The 24632-nt window shown below is 68.7% G+C and carries 21 protein-coding genes and 2 pseudogenes; 10 read left to right on the top strand and 13 right to left on the bottom strand.

All coding sequences use genetic code 11. The features are described from left to right. Nucleotide 1: 1 nt before the first annotated feature. The 3 genes from KTN05_RS12945 to KTN05_RS12935 are packed head-to-tail and all read left to right on the top strand — an operon-like array spanning nt 2 to nt 1504. Entirely contained in the window at nt 2–637 is a 636-nt protein-coding gene (locus KTN05_RS12945) for an NAD(P)H-dependent oxidoreductase (RefSeq protein WP_217329830.1), read from the top strand. Beyond that, on the top strand, nt 634–840 hold the full coding sequence (locus KTN05_RS12940) for a DUF2842 domain-containing protein (RefSeq protein WP_217329829.1): 207 nt from the start codon (nt 634–636) through the stop codon (nt 838–840). The genes KTN05_RS12945 and KTN05_RS12940 overlap by 4 nt, the downstream gene beginning before the upstream one ends. 7 nt (nt 841–847) lie before the next feature. Further along, nucleotides 848–1504, top strand: a complete 657-nt coding sequence (locus KTN05_RS12935; RefSeq protein WP_371823359.1) for a thiamine diphosphokinase — start codon at nt 848–850, stop codon at nt 1502–1504. 63 nt (nt 1505–1567) lie between these two features. Here the strand turns inward: KTN05_RS12935 and KTN05_RS12930 are convergent, their stop codons facing one another. Continuing rightward, on the bottom strand, nt 1568–3268 hold the full coding sequence (locus tag KTN05_RS12930; RefSeq protein WP_217329828.1) for a peptide ABC transporter substrate-binding protein: 1701 nt from the start codon (nt 3266–3268) through the stop codon (nt 1568–1570). Between the two features lie 192 nt (nt 3269–3460). Here KTN05_RS12930 and KTN05_RS12925 point away from each other — a divergent pair, with 192 nt between their 5' ends. After that, nucleotides 3461–4627 carry a M20 aminoacylase family protein gene (locus KTN05_RS12925; protein WP_217329827.1) on the top strand — a complete coding sequence of 389 codons (1167 nt, stop codon included), beginning with the start codon at nt 3461–3463 and terminating at the stop codon, nt 4625–4627. Nucleotides 4628–4743: 116 nt separating this feature from the next. Here the strand turns inward: KTN05_RS12925 and KTN05_RS12920 are convergent, their stop codons facing one another. The 6 genes and pseudogenes from KTN05_RS12920 to KTN05_RS12900 form a co-directional block, all read right to left on the bottom strand. After that, nucleotides 4744–5445: an SDR family oxidoreductase gene (locus KTN05_RS12920; protein ID WP_217329826.1), complete on the bottom strand. Its 702-nt coding sequence runs from the start codon at nt 5443–5445 to the stop codon at nt 4744–4746. 27 nt (nt 5446–5472) lie between these two features. Next, nucleotides 5473–6864, bottom strand: coding sequence for a dihydrolipoyl dehydrogenase (lpdA, locus tag KTN05_RS12915; RefSeq protein WP_217329825.1), 1392 nt, complete (start codon nt 6862–6864; stop codon nt 5473–5475). 49 nt (nt 6865–6913) lie between these two features. Next, complete coding sequence (locus KTN05_RS18170; protein ID WP_254368196.1) at nt 6914–7486, bottom strand: DUF924 family protein; 573 nt, start codon at nt 7484–7486, stop codon at nt 6914–6916. A 12-nt stretch (nt 7487–7498) separates the two neighbouring features. After that, nucleotides 7499–8743: pseudogene (locus KTN05_RS12910) on the bottom strand (MFS transporter); the annotation flags it as partial. A 13-nt stretch (nt 8744–8756) separates the two neighbouring features. Then, nucleotides 8757–9815: a tRNA preQ1(34) S-adenosylmethionine ribosyltransferase-isomerase QueA gene (gene queA / locus KTN05_RS12905; RefSeq protein ID WP_217329849.1), complete on the bottom strand. Its 1059-nt coding sequence runs from the start codon at nt 9813–9815 to the stop codon at nt 8757–8759. A 75-nt stretch (nt 9816–9890) separates the two neighbouring features. Beyond that, nucleotides 9891–10583, bottom strand: coding sequence for an HAD-IA family hydrolase (locus KTN05_RS12900; RefSeq protein WP_217329823.1), 693 nt, complete (start codon nt 10581–10583; stop codon nt 9891–9893). A 104-nt stretch (nt 10584–10687) separates the two neighbouring features. Here KTN05_RS12900 and glmU point away from each other — a divergent pair, with 104 nt between their 5' ends. The 3 genes from glmU (at nt 10688) to KTN05_RS12885 (ending at nt 14525) form a co-directional block, all read left to right on the top strand. Beyond that, a complete protein-coding gene (glmU, locus tag KTN05_RS12895) occupies nt 10688–12031 on the top strand; it encodes a bifunctional UDP-N-acetylglucosamine diphosphorylase/glucosamine-1-phosphate N-acetyltransferase GlmU (RefSeq protein WP_217329822.1) in 1344 nt (447 codons plus the stop codon). 1 nt (nt 12032) lies between these two features. Next, nucleotides 12033–13850, top strand: coding sequence for a glutamine--fructose-6-phosphate transaminase (isomerizing) (glmS, locus tag KTN05_RS12890; RefSeq protein WP_217329821.1), 1818 nt, complete (start codon nt 12033–12035; stop codon nt 13848–13850). 81 nt (nt 13851–13931) lie between these two features. Beyond that, entirely contained in the window at nt 13932–14525 is a 594-nt protein-coding gene (locus KTN05_RS12885; RefSeq protein WP_217329820.1) for a phosphatase PAP2 family protein, read from the top strand. Here the strand turns inward: KTN05_RS12885 and KTN05_RS12880 are convergent. Both KTN05_RS12880 and KTN05_RS12875 read right to left on the bottom strand, forming a co-directional pair. After that, nucleotides 14411–15004, bottom strand: a complete 594-nt coding sequence (locus KTN05_RS12880; protein WP_217329819.1) for a hypothetical protein — start codon at nt 15002–15004, stop codon at nt 14411–14413. The two genes, KTN05_RS12885 and KTN05_RS12880, sit on opposite strands and share 115 nt — an antisense overlap. 33 nt (nt 15005–15037) lie before the next feature. Further along, nucleotides 15038–15208 (bottom strand): DUF6538 domain-containing protein, encoded by a 171-nt coding sequence (locus KTN05_RS12875; protein ID WP_217329818.1) that lies wholly within the window; start codon nt 15206–15208, stop codon nt 15038–15040. A 99-nt stretch (nt 15209–15307) separates the two neighbouring features. On the opposite strand from KTN05_RS12875, the pseudogene KTN05_RS12870 reads away from it, so the two are divergent. Then, a pseudogene (locus KTN05_RS12870) lies at nt 15308–16381 on the top strand (IS5 family transposase); the annotation flags it as partial. Nucleotides 16382–16875: 494 nt separating this feature from the next. On the opposite strand, the gene KTN05_RS12865 reads toward KTN05_RS12870, so the two are convergent. Further along, the gene (locus tag KTN05_RS12865; protein ID WP_217329817.1) at nt 16876–18867 is read right to left on the bottom strand and encodes a PhoX family phosphatase; all 1992 of its coding nucleotides are present in this window, start codon (nt 18865–18867) and stop codon (nt 16876–16878) included. Nucleotides 18868–19403: 536 nt separating this feature from the next. Here KTN05_RS12865 and serB point away from each other — a divergent pair. Next, nucleotides 19404–20282, top strand: coding sequence for a phosphoserine phosphatase SerB (gene serB, locus KTN05_RS12860; protein ID WP_217329816.1), 879 nt, complete (start codon nt 19404–19406; stop codon nt 20280–20282). A 137-nt stretch (nt 20283–20419) separates the two neighbouring features. Here the strand turns inward: serB and KTN05_RS12855 are convergent, their stop codons facing one another. The 3 genes from KTN05_RS12855 to KTN05_RS12845 are packed head-to-tail and all read right to left on the bottom strand — an operon-like array spanning nt 20420 to nt 22329. Then, nucleotides 20420–21430: a nitronate monooxygenase family protein gene (locus KTN05_RS12855; RefSeq protein ID WP_217329815.1), complete on the bottom strand. Its 1011-nt coding sequence runs from the start codon at nt 21428–21430 to the stop codon at nt 20420–20422. 51 nt (nt 21431–21481) lie between these two features. Then, nucleotides 21482–21964, bottom strand: coding sequence for an ATP-binding protein (locus KTN05_RS12850; RefSeq protein ID WP_217329814.1), 483 nt, complete (start codon nt 21962–21964; stop codon nt 21482–21484). Next, nucleotides 21961–22329 (bottom strand): STAS domain-containing protein, encoded by a 369-nt coding sequence (locus tag KTN05_RS12845; RefSeq protein ID WP_217329813.1) that lies wholly within the window; start codon nt 22327–22329, stop codon nt 21961–21963. The genes KTN05_RS12850 and KTN05_RS12845 overlap by 4 nt, the downstream gene beginning before the upstream one ends. A 244-nt stretch (nt 22330–22573) precedes the next feature. Here KTN05_RS12845 and KTN05_RS18570 point away from each other — a divergent pair. Beyond that, a partial coding sequence (locus KTN05_RS18570; RefSeq protein WP_217329812.1) for a M10 family metallopeptidase occupies nt 22574–24632 on the top strand: 2059 nt, incomplete at its 3' end.

The following is a 24632-nucleotide window of genomic DNA, read 5'->3' as shown; positions in this document are numbered from 1 at the left end:
CATGCGCGTCCTGATCCTCGACGGCCACCCAGACGGCGACCGGCTGACGCAGGCGCTGCTGGATGTCTATGAAAGCGGACTGCCCGAGGAGACGGAAATTGCCCGGATCGCCGTCCGCGATCTCGACTTCGACCCGAACCTGCGGCGCGGCTACGAGACGATCCAGGAATGGGAGCCGGATCTGCATCTGATCTGGCAGGCGATGCTGGCCGCCGACCATATCGTGCTGGGCTTCCCGCTGTGGTGGGGGGCCGAGCCCGCGCGGCTCAAGGGGTTGTGGGACCGGCTTCTGCTGCCCGCCAAGGCGTTCTCGGTGGATGAGGGGGCGCTGCTGCCCGAACCGATGCTCGCGGGGCGTTCGGTCGATCTGGTCGTGACGATGGACACGCCGCCGCTGCTGTATCGGCTGGTGATGCGCGACCCGTTGGGGGCACGGATGGGTTGGCAGGTTCTGGGCTATTGCGGGCTGGACCCGATCCGCCGCATCTATCTGGGCCGGGTGCGCGAGGGCGCGGCCGGGCGCAACATGCCCCGTTGGCGACGCCGGCTGGCCGATGCCGCGGCAACCGCCCCGCGCCTGCGCCGCCGCCCCGTGGCCCGGCGCATCGCCGCCGAAGTGCAGGAGGGCGTCGCATGAGCCCGCAGCAACGCAAACGCTGGGCGCTGCTGCTTCTGGTCGTCTGGCTTCCCGTCTACCTGATCCTGGCCTGGTGGCTGCTGAACGTCATCTTCGACCGCTGGGGCCGGCTGCCGCTGCTGCTGGAACTGCCGCTCTACATCGTGCTGGCCTTTGCCTGGGCGATCCCGTTCCGCCGCGTGTTCCACGGCAGCGGGCGGTGAGAAGGCGGTGATCCTTCGCACCGGCGGCGGCGTGACGCTGATCGGCGGCGGCGAGATGTTGGCCGGCGACGTCCGGTCCGCCGTGGCGCTCGCGCCGGTGGTGATGGCGGCCGACAGCGGTGCGGATACCGCGCTGGCGCTGGGGCTGACGCCGCAGGCGGTGGCGGGCGATCTGGACAGCATCTCCGCCGCGTCCCGCGCGGCCATTCCGGCCGAGCGGCTGCACCGGATTGCCGAGCAGGACAGCACCGATTTCGACAAATGCCTTCGCAACATCGACGCCCCTTTCGTGCTGGCGCTGGGGTTCGCGGGGCCGAGGCTGGATCACGCGCTTGCGGCGATGGCCACGCTGATCCGGCGCCGCTCGCCGCCGTGCTTCATGCTCGGCGCCGATGACGTGGTGTTCGCCGCGCCGCCTGCCCTGACGCTGGACCTGCCCGCCGGAACGCGGCTGTCGCTGTTCCCCTTCGGCGAGGTGCGCGGGACCAGCGAGGGGCTGCGCTGGCCCATCGACGGGCTGACCTTCACCCCGGCGGACCGCGTGGGCACGTCGAACGAGGCGACCGGGCCAGTGTCCCTGCGGACCCAGGGCCCGTGCCTCGTCATCGTGCCGAAAGCACATCTGCCCGCGGCGCTTGCGGGCTGCGGGATCGCCCTCCGCTGATCCGCTGCGCAGACGATGCCCGGCCGCCATCCGGCGGGACCGGGCAGGGCCGTCAACCCCGCGTCACTGGATGCGATACCACTCCGCAGCGTTCCACAGCTCGCTGTCCCAGACGTTCATCACGACGCCGCCCAGCGTGTCGGAATGGGCCGACACGCGGGCGCGGTCGATCAGCGGCACGACCGCCACGCTGTCCGTGGTCAGCATGGCGCTGAGCCGCCGGGCGATCTCGTTGCGCTGGCCCGTGTCGGCGGTGCGGCCAAGCTCGGCCAGCAGGGCGTCGTATTCCTCGCTGCAGAAGCGGCTGACATTCTCGCCCCGCCACCGGGTTTCATCGCCGGGGATATTGCCGCAGACCCATTGCGCCAGATACGCCTCCGGGTCGGTGCGGTCGAAGCTGCCGGCATACATCTGCACGTCGGCATGGAACCGCTGGACCGTATCGGGAGAGCCCGCATCCCCGCCGAAGAACACCGAGCCGTCGATGGTCTTCAGCTCGGTCCCGACGCCGATTTCCGACCACCACTGCTTGATGAGCGCCTGGAAATCATGCCGCACCGGGTTGGCCGAGGTCTGGAACAGCAGATGCAGCTTGCGCCCGCCCTTCTCGCGCAGGCCGTCGCCGCCGACCAGCCAGCCGGCCTCGTCCAGCAGCGCCCGTGCGCCCACGATGTCCTGCGTCAGGCATTCGGCGCTGTCGGGCACGGCCCCTTCCGGGGCGGGCACGAGATGGCAGGTGGGGCGGCCGGCGGCGCCATAGCCGATCTCGTTCAGCATGGTCCGGTCGATGGCCATCGACAGCGCCCGGCGCACCTTTTCGTCCGCGAGGATCGGGTGCGGGTGCTGCGGGCTGGAACGCTCGCCCTCGGGCAGCGACGGGGATGGGTCAGTCAGGTTGAAGTGGATGCGCTCGACCAGGCCGCCGAACTCCGTCACGAGCTGCCCCTTGCCGCCGGATTCCATCTGCGCCAGACCCTCGGGGGAGAGCTGAGTGTTCCAGGCATAGTCGTATTCGCCCGTCTCCATCACCGCCCGCGCTGCGCCCGCCGCGTCGCCGCCGCCCTTGACCATTGCCGTGGCAAAGGCGGGTCTGGCGGAGTCGCGGTATTCGGGATTGGCGTCGAGATGCACCACGTCGCCCGCGCGGAACTCCGTCACGCGGAACGGGCCGGTGCCGATGGGCGCGGCGTTCCGGTCGGTGCAGCCGGACGCCGCCGGGCCGAGGCAGTCCTGGAACTGCGCCTTCTGCAGGACGGGGGACCGCGCCCCGACGAAGGCGGTGTAGGGATTGGCCTTCGGCCCGGTGAAGGTCACGCGCACCGTCTGCGGGTCCACCGCCTCGACCGATCCGACGCCCTCGAACCTTGAAAGCTGGGCGCAGCCGCCTTCGGGATGCATGCAGTATTCGGCGGTGAACACCACGTCCTGCGCGGTGAAGGCCGAGCCGTCCGACCATTTCAGGTCCGGCGCGATCTTCCAGGTGATCGTCCGCATGTCCCCTGAAATGCCGCCATTCTCCTGCGTCGGAATTTCCGTCACGAGGCGCGGGATCAGCGCGCCCGTCTCGTCGAACCCTGCCAGCGGCTCCAGCACGAGGCTGCCGACCTCGACGTCCTTGGTGCCGGACGACAGATAGGCGTTCATCGTGGAGACGGCCTGCGAATAGATGATGTTGACCTGCCCGTCGGTTCCGCGCTCCGCATGGGCCGCGGGCGCCATCGCGACCGCGGCCGCGGCGCCCAGCAGCAGGGTTCCGAATTTCATGCATTCCTCCGTGTCGATATCGGTCCGCGTTTGTCGGCGCCCCGGCGGACGCGGTCCTTGCGGTTGTATGGATTGTCCGACGGGGCGACGCCGAAACACAAGGTTGATTCGGTCTTTCCCGCAGCGGCGGGGTGACGCGGCACTTGCGCGGGCCATGACGCCGCGCCAACGTGGCCGCGAAGGAGACCCATCATGCCCGTCAAGAACCGCATGGCCGAATTGCTGCCGGAAATCACCGCCTGGCGCCACGATTTCCACGAAAATCCCGAGATCGGATACGAGGTCCATCGCACCGCCGGCAAGGTGGCCGAACTGCTGCGCGGCTTCGGCGCCGACGAGGTGGTCGAAGGGGTGGGCCGGACCGGCGTGGTGGGCGTCATCAGGGGCCGCACGGACGGCAGCGGGCGTGTGATCGGGCTGCGGGCCGACATGGACGCGCTGCCGATCACCGAACGGACCGGTGTGGCCTATGCCTCGCGGAGTCCCGGCGCCATGCATGCCTGCGGCCATGACGGCCATACCGCCATGCTGCTGGGCGCGGCGAAATACCTGGCCGAGACGCGCAATTTCGACGGCACGGCGGTCGTGATCTTCCAGCCCGCCGAGGAGGGCGGCGGCGGCGGGCTCGCCATGATCGAGGACGGGCTGGCCGAGCGCTGGGGCATCCAGGAGTTCTACGGGCTGCACAACATGCCGGGTCTTCCGACCGGCAGCTTCGCGATCCGCGAGGGCGCGATGATGGCCGCCGCCGACCAGCTCGAGATCGTCGTGACCGGCAAGGGCAGCCACGCCGCCAAGCCGAACGACGGGATCGACACCCTGCTGATCTCGGCCCAGATGATCGTCGCGCTGCAATCCATCGTGTCACGCAACGTGAACCCGCTGAAAAGCGCGGTCGTCTCGGTCTGCACGATCCACACGGACTCGACGGCGAGCAACGTGATCCCCGAGGTCGTGAGGATGAAGGGCACCGCCCGCAGCCTGGACCCGGACGTGCGCGAGATGATCGAGCCGTCCATGCGCCGCGTCTGCGAAGGGATCGCCGCGGCCCATGGCGGGGCGGTCGATCTGATCTTCGAGCGCGGCTATCCGGTGACGATGAACGCGCCGGAGGCCACCCTTCACGCCGCCGAGGTCGCCCGCGCCGTCTCGGGCGAGGTCGATATGAGCGTCGATCCGATGATGGCAAGCGAGGATTTCAGCTACATGCTGAACGCGCGGCCGGGGGCCTATATCTTCCTCGGCAACGGCGACACGGCGATGCTGCACCACCCGGCCTATAATTTCGACGACGACGCCATTCCGGCAGGGTCGAGCTGGCTCGCCGGGATGGTCGAGGCGCGGATGCCGGTGGCGTGAGCCAGCGGGCAGGTGGGGGCTGGCCTTCTCAGGCCGGCTTCGGTGCCGCTGAAGGAAACGGGCGCAGTCCCGTTTCCGTGCGGGCCGCGACGGGCCCCGAGGCTCGCCAGCCCGCGTCACACCGACCGGGTCAGCCCGCCATCCACGCGCAGGTTCTGGCCGGTGATGTAGCCCGCGCCCTCGGACAGCAGGAACGCGACCGTGGCCGCGATCTCGTCTTCCCGGCCATAGCGGCCCATCGGGACCATCCGGCGGCGTTCCTCGGTTCCCGGAAGGCTGTCGATCCAGCCGGGCAGGACGTTGTTCATGCGGATGTTCTGCGCCGCATAGGTGTCGCAGAAGATCTTGGTGAAGCTCGCCAATCCGGCGCGGAACACGGCCGAGGTCGGGAACATGTCGTCAGGCTCGAACGCCCAGGCCGATGAGATGTTGACGATCGCGCCGCCGCCCGCCGCCGCCATGATCGGCGTCACCAGCCGGGTCGGGCGGATCGCGCTGAGCAGATAGACCTCCATCCCCCGGTGCCAGTCTTCGTCGGGGATGTCGAGGATAGCCGCGCGCGGCCCGTGTCCGGCCGAGTTCACCAGCGCGTCGATCCGGCCCCAGCGCTCCATCGCCAGATCGACCAGCCTTTGCAGGTCGTCCGCGGACTGGTTCGAGCCGGTGACGCCCACGCCGCCAAGCTCCTGCGCCAAGGCCTCGCCCTTGCCGGATGATGACAGCACCGCGACGCGATACCCGTCGGCGGCCAGCCGCCGCGCGGCCGCCGCCCCCATCCCGGAGCCGCCGGCGGTGATCAGGGCAACCTTTTCGCTCATCGGCGCGTCCTTTCGGTCAGAGGGCGGTCAGAAGTGGATCGCCCGCCCATAGGCATCCAGCACCGATTCGTGCATCGCTTCGGACAGGGTGGGGTGCGGGAAGACCGTTTCCATCAGCTCGGCCTCGGTCGTCTCCAGCGTGCGGCCGACGACGTAGCCCTGGATCAGTTCCGTCACCTCGGCGCCGACCATGTGGGCGCCCAGAAGCTCGCCGGTCTTCGCGTCGAACACGGTCTTGATCATCCCCTCCGGCTCACCCAGCGCGATGGCCTTGCCGTTGCCGATGAAGGGAAAGCGGCCGACCTTGACCTCGTGCCCGGCCTCCTTGGCCTTCGCCTCGGTCAGCCCGACCGATGCGACCTGCGGATGGCAATAGGTGCAGCCGGGAATCGAGTTCGGGCGGATCGGATGGGCTTTCCGCCCGGCGACCAGTTCCGCGACCATCACGCCTTCATGGCTGGCCTTGTGGGCGAGCCAAGGCGCGCCCGCCACGTCGCCGATGGCGTAGACGCCGTCCACTCCGGTGCGGCAGTATTCGTCCACGACGATATGGGTGCGGTCGATCTTCAGGCCGACTTCCTCGAAGCCGCTGTCCTCGACGTTGCCGACGATGCCGACGGCGGAAATCACCGTGTCGAATTCCCGCGTCTCGGTCTTTCCGCCGATCTCGATATGGGCCGTCACCTTGTCCTTGGCGCGGTCGAGCTTCTTCACCGTCGCCTTTTCCAGGATCGTCATACCCTGCTTGACGAACTGCTTCTTCGCGAAGGCCGAGATTTCCTCGTCCTCGACCGGCAGGACGCGGTCCATCACCTCGACGACCGTGGTTTCGGCGCCGAGCGTGTTGTAGAAGCTCGCGAACTCGATCCCGATGGCGCCCGAGCCGATGACGAGCAGCTTCTTCGGCATGTGCTTTGGCACCAGGGCCTCGCGGTAGGTCCAGACCCGCTCGCCGTCAGGCTCCAGTCCCGGCAGGTTGCGGGCGCGGGCGCCGGTGGCGACGACGATGGCCTTGGCCGTCACCTCTTCCTCGCCCTTGTCGCCCTTGACCGAGACCTTGCCCGGCGCGGTCAGCTTCGCGTGGCCGGCGATCACCGTGACCTTGTTCTTCTTGAGCAGGTGCGACACCCCGCCCGAAAGCTGCTTGGCCACCCCGCGCGAGCGTTTCACCACGGAGTCCAGGTCGAAGCCGATGCCGTCCGCCTTCAGGCCGAAATCCTTGGCCCGCCCCATCAGGTGGAACACCTCGGCCGAGCGCAGCAGCGCCTTGGTCGGGATGCAGCCCCAGTTGAGGCAGATGCCGCCGAGGTCGGCCCGCTCGATCACGGCGACCTTCAGCCCCAGCTGCGCGCCGCGGATCGCGCAGACATAACCGCCCGGTCCCGATCCGATCACCACCATGTCGAAGCTCTGCGCCATGCTGTTCCCCAATGCCGTTCCGGTGTCCGTTGAGAGGAATGTTGCAGGGTCAGCCGTGATCGGCAAGCGAGACCTTGCCCGACACCAGCGCCCCATAGCCGCCCGCATCCAGCACCGCCTGCTCGGCCGGCGTGCTCTCGCGCCCCAGCGCCGCGTTGCGCCACGGGAAGCGGCCGAAGCGGGCGATCGTGTCGCGGTGAAGCTGCGCGTGGAGCAGGTTCTCTCCCGGCATCCGCTCGGCGAACAGCGCGACGGCGCGGTCCTGCGCGTCGAGATCCTCGGCATGTTCGAACGGCAGGTAGAAGAACTGCCGCCCCGGTTCGGGCGTCGCCAGATCGTGGCCGGCCTCGATGGCGGCCTCGGCGATCTTCTGCGCCAGCGGGTCGGTGGCGAAGGACCGGCTGTCGCCCCGGAACATGTTGCGCGGGAACTGGTCGGTCAGGATCAAAGCGGCCAGCGCGCCCTCGGGCGTGTCGGCCCAGCCTTGCGTCAGCTGCCCGGCATCCTGCCACGCGCCCATGAAACGGGCGCGGATCTGCTGGTCAAGCTCATCGCTCTGGACATACCAGCCCTTGGGGCCGACCTCGTCCAGCCAGAAGCGGTTGATCTCGTCAGGCGTCATGTAGAACTCCCCTTCCGGTGGGTTGGTGGATTCGCCGGCTTCGGTCAGCGCGGTCTCGACGGCGATCGGCGTGGCGCCGGGCGTCAGGATCGCGAAGGCGCCGGTGTCGGCCACGGCGGGCGCGGCGCGGCGGGTCATCCGCCAGCCGGCATAGACGGACAGCACCGCCAGCAGCACGCCCATGTAGATCCAGAACCCGTGCGGCCCCAGCCCGGCCATCAGCCACGCCGTGACGATGGGCCCGAGGAACGATCCCGCGCCGTTCAGAAGCAGCAGCCCCGCCGAGGCGGAGGCCATGTCGGAGGCGTCGAGGAAGTCGTTGGTATAGGCGATCAGCAGCGAATAGGCCGGGTTCGCGACCCCGCCGAGCAGCGCGGCGCCCAGCAGATAGCCCCAGATGCCCGGATCGGCCAGCACCACCGCCAGCGTGACCAGCGTGCCGAACACCGTCAGCGCCATGATCAGCACGCGCCGGTCCATCCGGTCGGAAATCCAGCCGATGGGGTACTGCAGGATCAGCCCGCCCAGCCAGATCGCCGCGACGAAGGCAGAAATCTCGCGCACGCTGAGGCCCCTGACCGTGCCCCAGACCGCCGCCATCCCGAGCAGCGCGGCGAAGACCCCGCCCATCAGGAAGATGCCGACGCAGCCGAGCGGCGAGGCCTCGTAGAGCTGGCGGATGCTCATCGGCGACGTCGTCTCGAACTTCGGGGCGGGGGTGGAAGCCAGCAGGATCGGCGTGAACGCCAGCGAAACCAGCACCGACGGGATCACGAACAGCATCCAGCCGGCGGGATCGCCCACGTTCATCAGCAGCTGCGCCGTGACCAGCCCCAGCATCTGCACGATCATGTAGGTGGACATGGTCTGGCCGCGATTTTCATTCGTGGCCCCGGCGTTGAGCCAGCTTTCGGCGGTGATGTAGACGCCGCAGAAGCAGAACCCGATCATGAAGCGCAGGATGACCCAGGCGATCCAGTGCGGCACCGCCGCATAGACGACGAGGATCGCCGAGATCAGCGATCCCACGGCCGCGAACACCCGCACATGGCCGACGCGCTGGATCAGCGACGGCACCACCTGGCTGCCCACCACGAAGCCGCCGAAATAAGCGGCCATGACATAGGACATCTGGCCGGTCGTGATCCCCTCGATCCCGCCGCGGACGCCCAGCAGCGTGCCCTGCATCCCGTTGCCCAGCATGAACAGCAGGATGCCCAGCAGCAGCGGCCAGGCGGAGCGGATGACGTTCAGCATGTCGCCACCTTTGTCATGTCCGTTCCGGCACCAGCAGCGAGGCGTCCCCGTAGCTGAAGAACCGGTAGCCCTGCGCGATGGCATGGGCATAGATGCGGTCGATCCGGTCCTTGCCCATCAGGGCCGCGACCAGCATCAGCAGGGTCGAGCGGGGCAGGTGGAAATTGGTCATCAGCGCGTCCGTCACCCGGAAGCGATAGCCCGGATAGATGAAGATTTCCGTAACCCCCTCATAGGGACGGACGATCCCGCCTTCATCCGCGGCGCTTTCGATCAGCCGCAGCGCGGTGGTGCCCACGGGGATCACCCGCCGCCCTTCGCCCTTCGCGGCGTTGATGGCGGCAGCGGCCTCGGCCGAGACGATCCCGCGCTCGCCGTGCATCCGGTGGGTGGTGACGTCCTCGACCTTGACCGGCAGGAAGGTGCCCGCGCCGACATGCAGCGTGACGTTCGTGGTTTCGATCCCCTGCGCGCGCAGGCTGTCCAGCAGCGGCTCGTCGAAATGCAGGCTGGCGGTGGGGGCGGCGACAGCGCCGGGCTCGCGCGCCCAGACGGTCTGGTAGTCGGTGCGGTCCTGCTCGTCCGGGGCCCGCAGCGCGGCGATATAGGGCGGCAGCGGCATCGCGCCGAGGCGGGCCAGCGCCTCGTCCAGCGCCGCGCCAGAGGCGTCGAAACGCAGCCTCAGGTCGATATCGGACATCGCCGCGACTACGGCCGACAGGGTGTCGCCGAAGCGGACCACCTCGCCGGTTTTCAGCTTCCGCAGCGGCTTGGCGAGCGCCCGCCACGTGCCTTCGGGGCCGGGCTCCAGCAGCGTGATCTCGATCTTCGCGGTGGCATCCCCTTGCGGCGTGGCGCGGGTGCGGGTGCCGGAAAGTCGCGCGGGAATCACGCGGGTATCGTTCAGCACCAAGAGGTCGCCGGGGCGCAGGAACCGGGGCAGCTCCGCGACGGTCGCATCTTCGATGGCGCCCTCCTGCGCCACCAGCAACCGCGCGGCGGTGCGGGGGCGGGCGGGGCGCGTGGCGATCAGCCCCTCGGGCAGGTCGAAGTCGAAATCGGAAAGCTGCATCACCGGGTTGTCGGCGGGGCTTCGGGCGAGGTCAACCCTCGGCATGGTTCCGGCGTCGCGCTTCGGCATCACCCTTCAAAGCGTTTTCCGATCCGACGCCAGCCACTGCGCGGCGAGGTCCGGCAGGCCGTGGAAATCCTCCAGCAGCCAATCCGGGCCCAGCCGGCTGATCCCCGGCCCCTCCGGGCCAAAGCCGATCAGCGCCACCTTCACCCCGGCGGCGCGGGCGGTCCTGAGGTCCGTCTCGGTATCGCCGACGAGGAACGAGCGGGCCACATGGCCGCCCGCCCGCTCGACCGCCGCGCGGTAGGCGAGCGGATCGGGCTTGCGGACCGGCAGCGTGTCGGCGCCGACCAGCGCCGCGAAATGATCGCGGATGCCGAGGGCCTGCAGCAGCTTTTCCGCCAGGTGCTCGGGCTTGTTGGTGCAGACCGAGAGGATCAGCTCGGCCCCGCGCAGCGCCTCAAGCGCCTCGCCGGCGCCGTCATAGAGGCGGGTGTGGCGGGCGATGTCCTCGGCGTAGAAATCCAGCAGGCGCAGGAAGTCCTCGTCTTCCGCGCCCGGCGGGATGATGGTGTCGGCAGGTGCCCGCGCATAGCCCGCGCGCAGCATGGCACGGCCGCCATGGAACGCGATCCTCGCATCCGCCACCGGGTCCAGCAGCGCCCCCAGCCCGCGCGAGGCGAAGCAGCCGTTCGCCGCCGCGACCAGATCGGCCGCCGTGTCGGCGAGCGTTCCGTCCAGATCGAATACCACCGTTCCCGTCATCCACCGTAACCTTCTGTCGCAGCTTGTGATCCGGCCGCACTTGCCGGCGTAATCTTGGGCTGATTAGAACGCCCGCAACGAAACCGGAACCGGGAAGTGGCAGCATGACGGAAGGCTCGGTCGCATTGATCGTTCTCGCGGCGGGGCAGGGCAGCCGGATGCTGTCGGACCTGCCGAAGGTGCTGCACCGGCTGGGCGGCGTCCCGCTGGTGGCGCACGCGCTGGCGGCGGGCCGCACGCTGGAGCCCGAGCAGGTGATCGTCGTCGCCGGCCACGGCGGCGAGGCGGTCGCAAAGGCGGTCGCGAAGTTCGATCCCGACGCACAGATCGCGATGCAGCACGAACAGCTCGGCACCGGCCACGCGGTCGCGCAGGCGCTGCCGCTGCTGGAGGGGTTCGAGGGGCGCGTGGTCGTGCTGTATGGCGACACGCCGTTCATCGGCGCGGATACGCTGGCGGCGCTGGCCTCGCACACCGCCGATGTGGTCGTGCTGGGGTTCGAGGCCGCCGATCCGGGCCGCTATGGCCGGCTGGTCGTGAAGGGCGGCGCGCTGGACCGGATCGTGGAGTTCAAGGACGCCGATGCCGCCACCCGCGGGATCGCGCTGTGCAATTCCGGCGTGATGGCGGCCGATGCGGGGCTGCTGCGCGATCTGGTCGGGCGCCTGGGCAACGACAACGCCGCGGGCGAGTATTACCTGACCGACGTGGTGGCCCTTGCGCGCGCGGCGGGCCGCAGCGCCGCGGTCGTGACCTGCGATGAGGCCGAGACGCTGGGCATCAATACCCGCGCCGAACTGGCGGCGGCCGAGGCGCAGTTCCAGACCCGCAAGCGTGCCGAGGCGCTGGAGGACGGCGTGACGATGGCCGATCCCGGCACCGTCTGGCTCGCATTGGATACGGTGGTCGGGCGCGACGCGATCATCGGGCAGAACGTGGTCTTCGGCCCCGGCGTCACCATCGAGAGCGGGGCCGAGATCCTGCCCTTCTGCCATCTGGAAGGCTGCCACGTCTCGGCCGGCGCGACTGTCGGCCCGTTCGCGCGGCTGCGACCGGGGGCGGAGTTGGGCGGCGATGTCCATGTGGGCAACTTCGTGGAAGTGAAGAACTCGGTTCTGGATGAAGGGGTGAAGGTCGGCCACCTGACTTATCTGGGCGACGCCCATATCGGTGAGCGCGCGAATATCGGCGCGGGCACCGTCACCTGCAATTACGACGGCGTCGGCAAGCACCGGACGGAAATCGGCGCGGATGCCTTCATCGGCTCCGACACGATGCTGGTCGCCCCGGTGCGGGTGGGGGCGCGGGCGATGACGGGCTCGGGCTCGGTCATCACCGAGGACGTGCCGGATGACGCGCTGGGGCTGGGCCGTTCGCGGCAGGTCACGAAGGCGGGGCTTGGCACCCGGATCATGCAGGCGCTGCGCGCCGCGAAGGAGAAGCGTTGAGATGTGCGGAATCGTCGGAATCCTCGGCAATCACCAGGTCGGCCCGCAGCTGATCGAGGCGCTGCGGCGGCTGGAATATCGCGGCTATGACAGCGCAGGGATCGCCACCATCGACGACGAGGGGCGGCTGGACCGCCGGCGCGAGGTCGGCAAGCTGGTCAACCTGTCCGACGCGCTGGTGCTGAACCCGCTGGAAGGCCGCACCGGCATCGGCCACACCCGCTGGGCCACCCACGGCGCGGCGACGCAGGGCAACGCCCACCCGCACCGGCACGGGCCGGTCGCGGTCGTCCATAACGGCATCATCGAGAACTTCCGCGACCTGCGCGCCGAACTGGCGGAGCACGGAATCGTGGCGCAGACCGAGACGGACACTGAAACGGTCGCGCTGTTGACCGGGCACCACATGGCGCAGGGCATGGACCCGGTCGCGGCGGTGCGGGCCACGCTTTCGCGGCTGCACGGCGCCTTCGCGCTCGCCTTCCTGTTCGAGGGGCAGGGCGATCTGATGATCGGTGCGCGCAAGGGCTCTCCGCTCGCGGTGGGGCATGGGAACGGCGAGATGTTCCTCGGCTCGGACGCCATCGCGCTGGCGCCGTTCACCGACCGGATCAGCTATCTGGAAGACGGCGACCATGTAGTGCTGACCCGCGCGGGGGCACAGTTCTTCGACGCCGAGGGGCGGCAGACCAGCCGCGAGACGGCGCGGATCGACGTGGGCGCGACCGCCATCGACAAGGGCGGCTACCGCCACTTCATGGCGAAGGAGATCGCGCAGCAGCCGGTCGTGCTGGGTGACGCGCTCAGCCACTACATCAAGGACGGCCGCATCGTCCTGCCGGATTCGCTGGATTTTTCGGCCGTGGACCGGATCACGCTGGTGGGCTGCGGGACCGCCTATTACGCGGCCTATGTCGCGAAATACTGGTTCGAGCGGCTGGCGGGGCTGCCCTGCGATGTCGATGTCGCCTCCGAGTTCCGCTATCGCGAGCCGCCGTTGTCACCGAGTAGCTGGGCGATCTTCGTCAGCCAGTCGGGCGAGACCGCCGACACGCTGGCGGCGCTGCATTACTGCAAGGACAAGGTGGCGAAGACGCTGGGCGTGGTGAACGTCGGCACCTCGGCCATCGCGCGCGAGGCCGACATCGCCCTGCCGATTCTCGCCGGGATCGAGGTGGGCGTGGCGTCCACCAAGGCCTTCACCTGCCAGCTTGCGGTGCTGGCGGTGCTGGCACTGAAGGCGGCGCGCGATCGGGGCATGATGGATGACACGACGCTTGCCGCGCATCTGGACGATCTGAACGCCATTCCCGGTCTCGTCAGCCAGGCCGTGGCGGCCGGCGAGGATTGCCGCCTGCTTGCCAACTGGCTGGCCGAGGCGCAGGACGTGCTGTTCCTGGGGCGCGGGGCGCTGTTTCCGATCGCGCTGGAAGGGGCGCTGAAGCTGAAGGAAATCAGCTACATCCACGCCGAAGGCTATGCGTCGGGTGAGCTCAAGCACGGTCCCATCGCGCTGATCGACCGCAATGTGCCGGTGGTGGTTCTGGCCCCGTCAGACCCGCTGTTCGAGAAGACCGTCTCGAACATGCAGGAGGTGCTGGCCCGCCACGGCCAGGTGCTGCTGGTCTCCGACGCGAAGGGCGTCGAAGCGGCGGGCGAGGGCACCCGCGCGGTCCTGACGATGCCGGCGGGCGGGGGGGTCTTCGCGCCGATCGTCTATGCGGTGCCGATGCAGTTCCTCGCCTATCACACGGCGGTCGCCAAGGGGACGGACGTGGACCAGCCGCGCAACCTCGCCAAGTCGGTGACGGTGGAATAGGGCCTCGGGCGGCGCGGTGAAAATCGCGCCGGGCGGCGCGCCTTGCGGCAACCTTCCTGCCCGCGCGGGTGTTGTCGCGGCATGGAAAACAACATCATCGACGACCTGCACGAGGCCGACGTCGCGCTGTCCGTGGACGCTGGCGAGATGCGGCACGATCCGGCGGTCAGAACAGTCGGCGCGCTCAGCGAGATCGCGGACCAGCCGCCCGCCTTCACGCTCGCTGCGCTGGCGGTGATCGGCGGGATTGCGATCGGGAGGCCCAGGCTGACCAAGGGCGGGGCGCGGGTCCTTCTGTCGCTGTTCATCGCCACGCAGGTCAAGGCGGCGATCAAGTCGAAGGTCGTGCGGACGCGCCCCTACAAGCTGCTGGACGAAGGGGAATACGAGACCGGCCTCGATGGCCCGGACGAGGCGGACTACAATTCGTTCCCCTCGGGTCACACGGCCAATGCGGTGGCGGCGGCGCGGGCGATTTCGCGCGTGGCGCCGGGCGCCGGGGCGCCGCTCTGGCTCGGCGCGGCGGCGGTCGGCGCGGTGCAGGTGCCGCGTGCCAGCCATCACGCGCTGGACGTGGTGGCAGGCGCGGCGGTCGGGCTGCTGTCCGAGGCGCTGGCGCATGCGGCTTTCGGGCTGCTTGGCGGGGAACGTAAAGGCGGCCGCAGGCGGCGCTGAACCGGGGCTGCCTTTCGCTGGTGGCGTGCGGTTTGCCAGCCCTCCACACCTGTCTCGCGGGACGGCGCAGCCTCGCCTTCGAGGACGCGATCCCCCCACCACTTGCGGCACGCATACATGTCCTCGGTCGTGATCTCGCGCAGGGCCTTGTTTCCGATCACCTCAATAAAGTTCTTTGTCGCCTTATTGCGCGAGTTCTTCCAACGCCGGATCTGGTCCGCGTTCTTGTCCCGCAGGTCTTCGGCCGCGACCTCGTAGAAGGCGTCCAGTGCCTTGCTGACTGTCAGCCGCGGAGGCGGGGGAAGTCCCAAAGCAGCATCCGCCTCGCGCTTGTTGAATCTTCCCGCGCCATCAACAGTCGCCTCAACTCTGGTCAGCAACGCCTCAATCGGCAGGTGCGCCACCCTTGTGGCCGGCATGTAGCGGTAGCCGCGGCGCTGCCCGAGGTTCCGCGCAGCCGCCATTCGGTCCTTTGCCATCTGGTCATGCCCATCGAGCTGGGCCTCTCAGGCCTAAATCAACTCGGCCCAGACCTGCGGTGCCTTCATGGAGGCGATGGCACGGCTGTCTGTATGCAGGCTGACGTGGGCGATCGAGCGTGGCTCAACCGACGCGCAGCGCACGGGAACCCGCTTGCGGATGTGCCAGATGCTTTCACGCAGAATGATCGTCGGGGGCTTCATGGGGTATATGGGCAGGGCGACCAATACCACGCAAGCGGTCTTGCTGGTGCACCATGTGCTCCATAATGTGAACCAACTTTGACGCGCCGGTGCTTCCGAGTCAACGAGGCGCTGGCCAGCCTCGATGCCGAGTTCGAGGCGCTTTACACCGACTTCGGCCGCCCCTCGATCGCGCCGGAGCGGCTGATCCGGGCCAGCCTGATCCAGATCCTGTTCTCGGTCCGCTCCGACCGGCAGTTGATGGAGCAGATGCAGTATAACCTGTTGTTCCGCTGGTTCGTGGGGCTGGGCATCGACGATGCCGTGTGGGTGCCGACCGTCTTCACCAAGAACCGTGACCGGCTGCTGACGACCGAGATGTCGCGCAAGGTGATGGCCGCGATCCTGGCGCATCGGGAGGTCGCGCCGCTGTTGTCGGACGAGCATTTCTCGGTCGATGGCACGCTGGTGAAGGCTTGGGCCTCGATGAAGAGCTTTCAGTCCAAGGCGGGGGACACCCCGCCCGAGGACGACGGCTCGGGCGATCCGCCCGGACCTGAGACCATCGCTGAAGACCAGCCCGACCCGACCAAAGCCGAGACCAACCCGATGCCCCGACCCACCCGCCAGCACCGCAACGCCGAGGTCGATTTCCGGGGCGAGAAGCGCTCGAACGCCACCCGTGTTTCGACCACCGACCCCGAGGCGCGGCTTTACAAGAAATCCCCCGGCACCGGCGCGATGCTGTGCTTCATCGGCCATGCGCTCATGGAGAACCGCAGCGGCCTGATCGTCCAGGGCGACCTGACCCGGGCCGACGGCCATGCCGAACGGCGTGCGGCGCTGGACATGATCCACCGCCACTCCCCCGGATCCACCCGGCGGCTGATGCTTGGAGCCGACAAGGGATATGACGCAAGGGGGTTTGTCACCGACCTGCGCCCGGCCTGCGTGACCCCGCATGTCGCGCAGAAAACGCGACATTCAGCGATAGACGGCCGCACCACCCGGCATGAGAGCCATGCCCTGTCTCAGAAACACCGCAAGCGCATCGAGGAGGCTTTCGGTTGGGCCAAGACCGTCGGCGGCATGGCCCCGACCGTCTACCGTCGCATCGAACGGGTGCGATCCCGCTTTGTCCTGACGATGGCCGCCAGCAGCCTCGCCCGACTGCCCAGGCTGCTGGCGCCTTGAAGCCCGAAAACGGCATCGACCGCCCATGCCGTTCGTGGAAACGGGCCGGACGCGCAAGGCCGACGGTCCCACCGACAGGAAACCCCTCCGATACGCCGACTAATTCAGCGACCTCTTAGGGCGGCTATGGGTCGCTTCCAACTTAGCGGGGGGCAGCGCATGGTTCGCGGGCAGGTTTTCCGACAAGCTGACGACACCATACGATGTGCAGGATGAGATCGCGCGCTGGTCCTCGATTGCGCCGATGATCCTCACCGTCGTTTTCTGAATTAGTGCAAAGAAGCGCGTATCCCTCGGCGACCGCGGCAGTGTTGGAAGCCGCGGATGTTCTCCAGACGTACGTTACCCTCCCAAATTGTGGCTATTTGGCGGCGGCGGCGTGGTGAATTCGGTGCCGAGCGACCTGATCGACGCATGGCAGGCGAGCTTGGCGTGGCCAGAGCGGAAAGGGCGGCCCGCTGGCCGCCCCCTGGGTCATCGCGGCCCTCGCAGACTCAGCCGATCTTGCCGCCGCCCTGCTTCGTGATCGCGACCACGGCCGGACGGACCGGCAGGGCGTCGTCGAAATCCGGCCAGCGGGTCGAGAGGTCCTCGTAATAGGACGGGCGGCCGTGGCCCTCCCAGTCCTCGCCGCCGTCGCCGGGATGCTGGATCGCGAGGAAGAAGGTCGTCAGGTCCGGCGTCGGGCAGGGGCCGCACATCTCGGCGCCCACCGGGACGCGGTAGAAGAGGCGCGAGGTGCCGCGCGCCGGGCCGTCGATGTCCACCGCCCACAGCCCGTCCGTGCGGCCGGTGGCCGAGGGGTTGTTACCGTCGGTCGAGACCCACAGCCGCCCGTCGCTGTCGATGGCGCAGTTGTCGGGCATCCCGAACCAGCCGTTCTCGGTCGTCGCCGTCGAGAAGGTCGCGCCGACTTCGGCGACCGAGGGATCGCCGCACTGAAGCAGCACTTCCCACGTGCCGCTGGTCGCGGCGAGGTCGGCATTGTCCTCGATGATCTCGATGATGTGGCCGAAGGCGTTGTTGACGCGCGGGTTGGCGGCGTCCGCTTCCTCGCGCCGGGTGTTGTTGGTCAGCATGACATAGGCGCGGCCGGTCTGGGCGTTCGGCTCGATGTCCTCGGGGCGGTCCATCGGGGTGGCGCCCAGCAGGTCGGCGGCGCGGCGGGTCTCGATCACCACGTCGGCCTGGCTCTCGAAGCCGTTCTCGGCGGTCAGCAGGCCCTCGCCGTGGGTCAGCGGCAGCCATGCCACGGTGCCGTCCTCGTCGAAGCGGGCGACATACAGCGTGCCCTCGTCCAGCAGGTCCATGTTGGCGGCGCGGTCGTCGGGGTTGTATTTGCCCGCCGTCACGAACTTGTAGACGTAGTCGAACCGCTCGTCGTCCCCGAGATAGAAGACCACGCGGCCATCGGGAGCCACCGCGCTTTCGGCGCCCTCGTGCTTGAAGCGGCCGAGCGCGGTGCGCTTCTTCGGGGTCGAGTTCGGGTCGTTCACGTCCACCTCGACGATCCAGCCGAAGCGGTTGGGCTCATTCGGTTCTTTCGACACGTCGAAGCGGTCGTGGAACTTGCCCCAGTCATAGGCGTCGGCGGGAAGGCCCAGCCGCTCGTAGTTGGCGGCCTCGCGGTGATCCGCCGGCAGCGTGCCCTCGAAATAGCCGTGGATGTTCTCCTCGGCCATGATGTAGGTGCCCCAGGGGGTCACGCCGCCCGCGCAGTTGTTGATGGTGCCCAGCACCTCGCGCCCGGTCGGGTCGGCATTGGTCTGCAGGCGCGGGTGGCCGGCGGCGGGGCCGCTGATCTGCATCGGCGTCCTGGCGGTGATGCGGCGGTTCAGCGCGCCGTCCAGCACCGGCTGCCACTTGCCGTCCACCTTGCGGATCTCGATGACGGTGCCGCCATGCGCGGCCATCTCGATATTGACGCGGTTCTCGTCGGCGTCGGTGATCGTGATCTTGCCGTCGGCGATGGTGACGATGCCGGGGAACATCAGATGCGGGTCGGTGTATTCGTGGTTGACGACCAGCAGGCCGTGATCGTCCGCGCCATCCAGCGGGATGAAGCCTACGAAGTCGTTGTTGTAGCCGAACTGCCGTTCCTGCGCGGCCTCTGATTGGTTCAGCGGATCGAATTCGGGCGCGTCGGCGAAGACCTTGTCGCCCCAGCGCAGCAGGATGTCGGCGTCATAGCCTTCCGCGACATGGTGGTCGCGGTCCACGCCGGCCATGACCTCGGGGAAGTCGAAGACCGAGCCTTCGACCGCGCCCTGCGCCCGCGCCTCGCCGGCGGCGAACATGGCCAGCGGGCTGACCGTGGCGGTGATGGCGGTCGCCGCCATCGCGCCTTTCAGGAATCCGCGGCGCGAGAAGCGGGCGGCGATGATCTCGCCCATCGTGCGGTTGTCGGTCGGGTTGCGGCCGGGGCCGTCCGCTTCTTCCAGCGCGCTGCTGCGGAAGACATGGCGGGAGGTGGGTTGCTGGGTCATGAGGACGTTCCTGGCTCGATCTGCTGAGAATCGCGGCCGACCATGAGAAGGCCGCGGCTGGTCTCCGCCTACCGGGCGAGTGTGACTCTGGGGTGACAGGTCAGGAAGTTCGGACGCGCCGACTGCCATGTCGATTTTTCGAGCCGCGGGTTGAGCCGGGTCTTCACGCCCGTCAGCCGGTTCCGGCTTCGCCCGGTAGCCAGAGCTTGCGTGGGCGCTAAAGAGCTTCGATCCGGATCGGCTTCTCGAGACGCTCCCGAGAAAACTGACAGCCCCACCATCTGGAAGATGGAAGAGCCCCCGGCAGGCGGGCTTTTTTCATGCCCGTTGACCTGCGGTGTGCACGCTTACGCCTCGGCGGGATAGGCGGCGGGGCGCAATCTATTCACCGGGACAGAGCTTCCAGTCCATTTACGAGGCAACTGATTCGTTGTGCACGGCAACGCCTGGTTGGCTCATCTGCCGCCAACGCCCGGCCTCTCTGGCGCAAGCGGAGGATCCGGCCTAAGCCTGCGCCGCCATCTGAAGGAGCCGCGATGTTTACCGTCATCATGCTTGCCGCCCCCGACCGCGCCGATCTGACCGACGAGGCGGCCGGGGCGCTGAGGGCGCGCTGGGAGGGCGGGCCGGTGGCCTGGCTCTCGCGCGGCATCGCGGCGGAGTTTGCGGTCGGACAGGTCCCCGGCGATTTCGACGATATCTGGCGCGACTGGCAGGCCCGCGGGCTCGATCTCGCCATCGTTCCGACCGCCGGGCGGCGCAAGGCGGTGCTGCTCGCCGATATGGATTCGACCATGATCGGGCAGGAATGCCTCGACGAGCTGGCGGACGTTGCCGGATACGGCGCGCAGGTGGCCGCGATCACGGCCCGCGCCATGAACGGCGAGCTGGAGTTCGAACCTGCGCTGGTCGAGCGGGTGGCGGTGCTGAAGGGGCTGCCGGAATCAGTGATCGCGGAGGTGCTCGACTGCCGCATCTCCCCGACCCCTGGCGGGCGGACTCTGGTCGCGACGATGCGGGCGAAGGGCGCGTGGACGGTGCTGGTTTCGGGCGGGTTCACCGGCTTCACGGCGCCGATCGCCGAGCGGCTCGGCTTCGACGCGCAGCGCGCCAACGTGCTGCTGGCGGAGGGCGGCAGGCTGACCGGGCGCGTCGCGCTGCCGATCCTCGGGCGCGAGGCCAAGGTGCAGGCGCTCGAGGAGATCACCGCCGAGCGGGGCGTGACTCCCGCCGATGCGATCGCCGTGGGCGATGGCGCCAACGATCTGGGCATGCTGAAACTCGCGGGAATGGGCGTCGCGCTGCACGCCAAGCCGGCGGTGGCCGCGCTGGCGCCGCTGCGGATCAGTTTCGGCGATCTTACCTCGCTTCTGTATCTCCAAGGCTATGCCGAGGATGAATTCGTCAGGAACTGACGACATCGGCTGGCTTGGGGGATCTGAGGCGTTCACCGCGGACGGAGTGCAGCGGCAAGACTGCCGATACGGAGAGGCAGGAGCACGGCGCCTGCGTCGGAGTGATCCGCCGCTGGCAGCCCGGCTCCGCGGCCGTGTTACCCTGCCAACGCGGCCACCGTCTCGGCGGCGGGGCGGGCCACCGACCTTGCCGCGCCGGTGCCGGCCCATTGCGCGCCATAGCCCGTTTCACCCCCGGCCAGCGCGGCCGCATTGAGCGCCTTGCCGGCGTCGTAGGTCACCGGATAGTCGGGCGCGGCCGAATCGTCGATGGCGGTGAACAGGTTCTCGACCGAGCGCGCGGGCCGGCCCGAGATTGCGCGGGTCATTTTCGTGCGCCCCAGCGACAGCGCCGCGCGATGGGCGGGGGTCGTCGCCGCTTCCGGGGCGCGCAGGAACGCCGTGCCGCATTGCACCGCGACGGCACCTGCGGCAAGGGCGGCGCGGATGTCCGCCGCCTCCATGATCGCGCCTGCCGCGACCACCGGCACGGGCAGGTCGCGCAGCGCGGCAAGCAGATCGGGCAGTGGCAGCCGCGCATCGTCGCCCTTGGGGTCGAACATGCCGCGATGCCCGCCAGCCTCCCACCCCTGCGCGATCACTACGTCGAGCCCCGCCGCCACGATGGCCCGCGCCTCGGCGGGCGAGGTTGCGGTTGCGGCAAGGACGGCTCCGCTCGACCGCAGCCGCGCAAGGCGGTCCGCATCGGGCAGGCCGAAGTGAAAGCTGATCAGCGCCGGCCTGGCGTCGATCAATGCCTGAAGCATGTCGTCGTTGGTCAGGAAGCTGGGATAGATGTCGCGCAGCTCCGCCGGGGGCGCTGCCCCGAACTGCGCAAAGCGCGGCGCGAGGCGGTCGAGCCATGCGGCCTCCACCTCGGGATCACGCTGCGGCCGCGCGTGGCAGAAGACGTTCACCCCGAACGGCCGGTCGGTCATGGCGCGAGTCCGGGCCATCGCCTGCGCGGCCTCGGTGGCGGGCATCGTCGCCAGCCCGAGGCAACCCAGCCCGCCTGCGTTGCTGACGGCGGCGGCCAGCTCGGGCGTGGCGACCCCGGCCATCGGGGCCTGGATCACGGGACGGTCGAAGGAAAGGGAGCCGATCTGCATGGCTTCAGCCTGACACACGCCGCCGAGGGGTGCCAGAGGGTCTGCGCGCAGTCATTGCGGCTCCGTCAGCAGGGGGATGTTGAAGGCCAGCAGGTTGCGCTGATCCTCGCGGAAATAGGCGAGCGACTGGGTGAGGTCGTGGATGATGAGCCAGCCGAAGCCGCCCTCGGGCAGGGGGGCATCAGGCGGCAGGTCGCGTGCCGGGGGAGGGGCCAGACAGGCGCCTGGAAGGCGAACGCCGTCATCGGTGATCGCGCAGGCGACACCGTTGCGATGGCAGGCCGCCGAGAGGTGGATGCGCCGGAAAGCCGCCGCGTCCTCGGCCCCGTGCAGGACGATGTTGTTCATCACCTCGGCAAGGACCAGCTCGACCCGCCCCATCACATCGGCCGAGACATGGGGCGAGAGCCGCGCGTTCAGGTCGGTCAGCGTCTGCCGCACGCTCATCCGGTCTGCAGGCAGAACCCGGTGGAACAGTGCCTGCGCCCCCGCGGTCTGCGCCTGACCCGCCGCGCGGGCGCGCTGGCCGGTCATGTCCTGGTCTCGCCGGGATGGTGATCCGCCGGGATCGCAGGGGCAGGGCGCGAAGGGGCGGCGTCGTGGATGGTGAAGACCGAATCCATCCGCGTCAGCCGGAAGACCCGCATGACGTTGGGGCCGAGCGCGGCAAGCTCCAGCCGCGCCCGCGCCGGCAGCGCCTTGTGGATCGCGATCAGCGCGCCGAGGCCCGAGCTGTCCATGAACTGCACCGCCTCCATGTCGATCAGCAGCACCGGCCCGGCGGTCGGCACGATCTCGCGCATGCGTTCCTTGAAGGACAGCGCGATGGCGGCGTCGAGCCGCGCCTCGTCCATCCGCACGATGGTGCGGTCCCCGGCAGGTTCGACCGTCAGCTTCATCCCGTTTCCTTTCCGGCGAATCCGAATTGGCCAAGCCCTAACGGAAATTCCTTACCAACCCCTGAACGATCTCCCTGCGGGCGCGCCGCCACCGGGGAGCCGCTATTAAAGGTCTGTTTACGCCGCGATTCTAGATTGCTCCGGGCCTGCGGACCCGCCACGGTTCGGATGTTGATTCGTATCCGTTGGCGCGGCCCCGGCGATTGTCTGCCGTTGCACCTCCAACCGTTCCCGAGGTTTTTCGATGTCCGCTGCACCGCTTTCCGCCCCGCTTCAGACGCCCCTGACGGGCAACGCGCCGCTGCCTTTCGGGCCAGTGCGCGCAGTGGACGTGATCCCCGATGTCGTCGAACGGGCCGACGCCCCCCTCGACTTCGACACGCCCTATCGGATCACGGCGGGACAGCTGTTCGGCGGCACGATCACGCCCGGCGATCAGGACGCGGTCGCCGTCAATCTGGTGGCGGGCGTCACCTATGAATTCATCATGACGGGAAACGGGGGCAATCCGCTGCCCGACACCATTCTCGCGCTGTTCGATCCGCAGGGCTACATCGTCGCCGAGAATGACGATTACGGCGGCTATCTGGACGAATCCTACTTCACCTTCACGGCGACGCAGACCGGCACGTATTTCATGGGCGCCGCGGGTTACGGCAGCAGCGCGGGCGAGTATGTGCTGGGTTATCAGCCCGTGCAGATCCCGCCCGACCCGCCGCCGACCTCGGGCGAGGTCTGGACGATGGACCAGATCGCGTGGCAGCTCTCCGAAGGCTATTGGGAGAATCTGGGCCTCCCGACCCCCACCTTCGCGGTCGAGCAGGGGCAGACCCTCACCGTCGATCTGAGCGGGCTGAACGCCCACGGGCAGAGCCTCGCCCGGTCGGCGCTCGGCGCCTGGTCGCAGCTGACGGGCATCAATTTCGATACCAGCTCGCGCGCGGGCAGCAACGCCCATATCGTCATCGACGACCGCGATCCGAGCGGCGCCTATGCCCAGCATCTGCGGATCTACGGCAGCACCACCGACCATGTGGCGATCAACATTCCGACCTCATGGTATGGCGCCCCGGCCGACGGCATCGCCACTTACGGCTACACGACCTTCCTGCACGAGATCGGCCACGCGCTCGGGCTGGGTCACGCGGGCAACTACAACGGCAATGCGATCTGGGGGCGGGACAACCTGTATGCCAATGACAGCATGCAGGCGACGCTCATGTCCTATTTCAGCCAGGACCAGAATCCCAATATCGACGCCTCTGCCGCCCTGCCGATCACGCCGATGCTGGCCGACATCATCGCCATCCAGACCCTCTACGGCATGCCGGCCGGGGTGATGGCGGGGGCGACGATCTGGGGCGTGGGCGGCACCGCGACTGGCGCGTTCGGCGCGGCGATGACGATGCTGACCCAGCGCCGCCCGGTGACGATGACGGTCTTCGATCAGGGCGGCATCGACACGCTAGACCTGCGCAACGACACCGCTGGGCAGCGGATCGACCTGCGTCCGGGAAGCATCTCGGACGTCTATGGCAGGATCGGCAATCTCTCGATCGAGCGGAACACGGTGATCGAGCATGCGATCGCCGGGGCAGGCGCGGACCGCGTGACCGGCAACTTCGCCGCCAATTCCCTGAACGGGATGGCCGGCAACGACACGCTGCTGGGGCTCGGCGGGAACGATACGCTGAACGGCGGCCCCGGCGCGGACCGGCTGATCGGCGGCGCGGGGAACGATCTCTATATCACCGATGGCGCTGACGTCATCGTGGAAGCGGCGGGAGAGGGTTACGACACCGTCCACACGACCAGCCACTGGGCGATGGCCGCGAATATCGAGGCCGCGCAGGTCATCGGGACCGCCGCCGCGAACATCACCGGCAACGCCCTGTCCAACACCATCATCGGCAATGCCGCGAACAACCAGCTTTCGGGCGGCGCGGGTGACGATACGCTGGCGGGCGGTCCGGGCAACGATCTGCTGGTGGGCGACGCGGGCAACGACCGCCTTGGCGGCGAAGCGGGCTTCGACACGCTGCGCGGTGGTTCCGGCAACGACACCTATGTCTTCGACGGCGTGGACCTGATCGTCGAGAACGCGAACGAGGGCTGGGACACGGTCGAGACCTGGAACCACTACACCCTGACCGCGCATGTCGAGGTGGTCCGGCTGATGGGGACGAACAACGTCAACGCCGCCGGCAGCGAACTGGCGAACCAGCTGATCGGCAATGCCGGGAACAACCAGATGTGGGGCGGCGCGGGCGACGACACGCTGGCGGGCGGCGCGGGCAACGATC

The sequence above is a fragment of the Paracoccus sp. Z118 genome (genome assembly GCF_019061185.1).
In the GTDB taxonomy this organism is placed as follows: Bacteria; Pseudomonadota; Alphaproteobacteria; order Rhodobacterales; family Rhodobacteraceae; genus Paracoccus.
The sequence above is the reverse complement of the archived record's forward strand: the minus strand, read 5'-3'. Positions and strand labels throughout refer to the sequence as shown.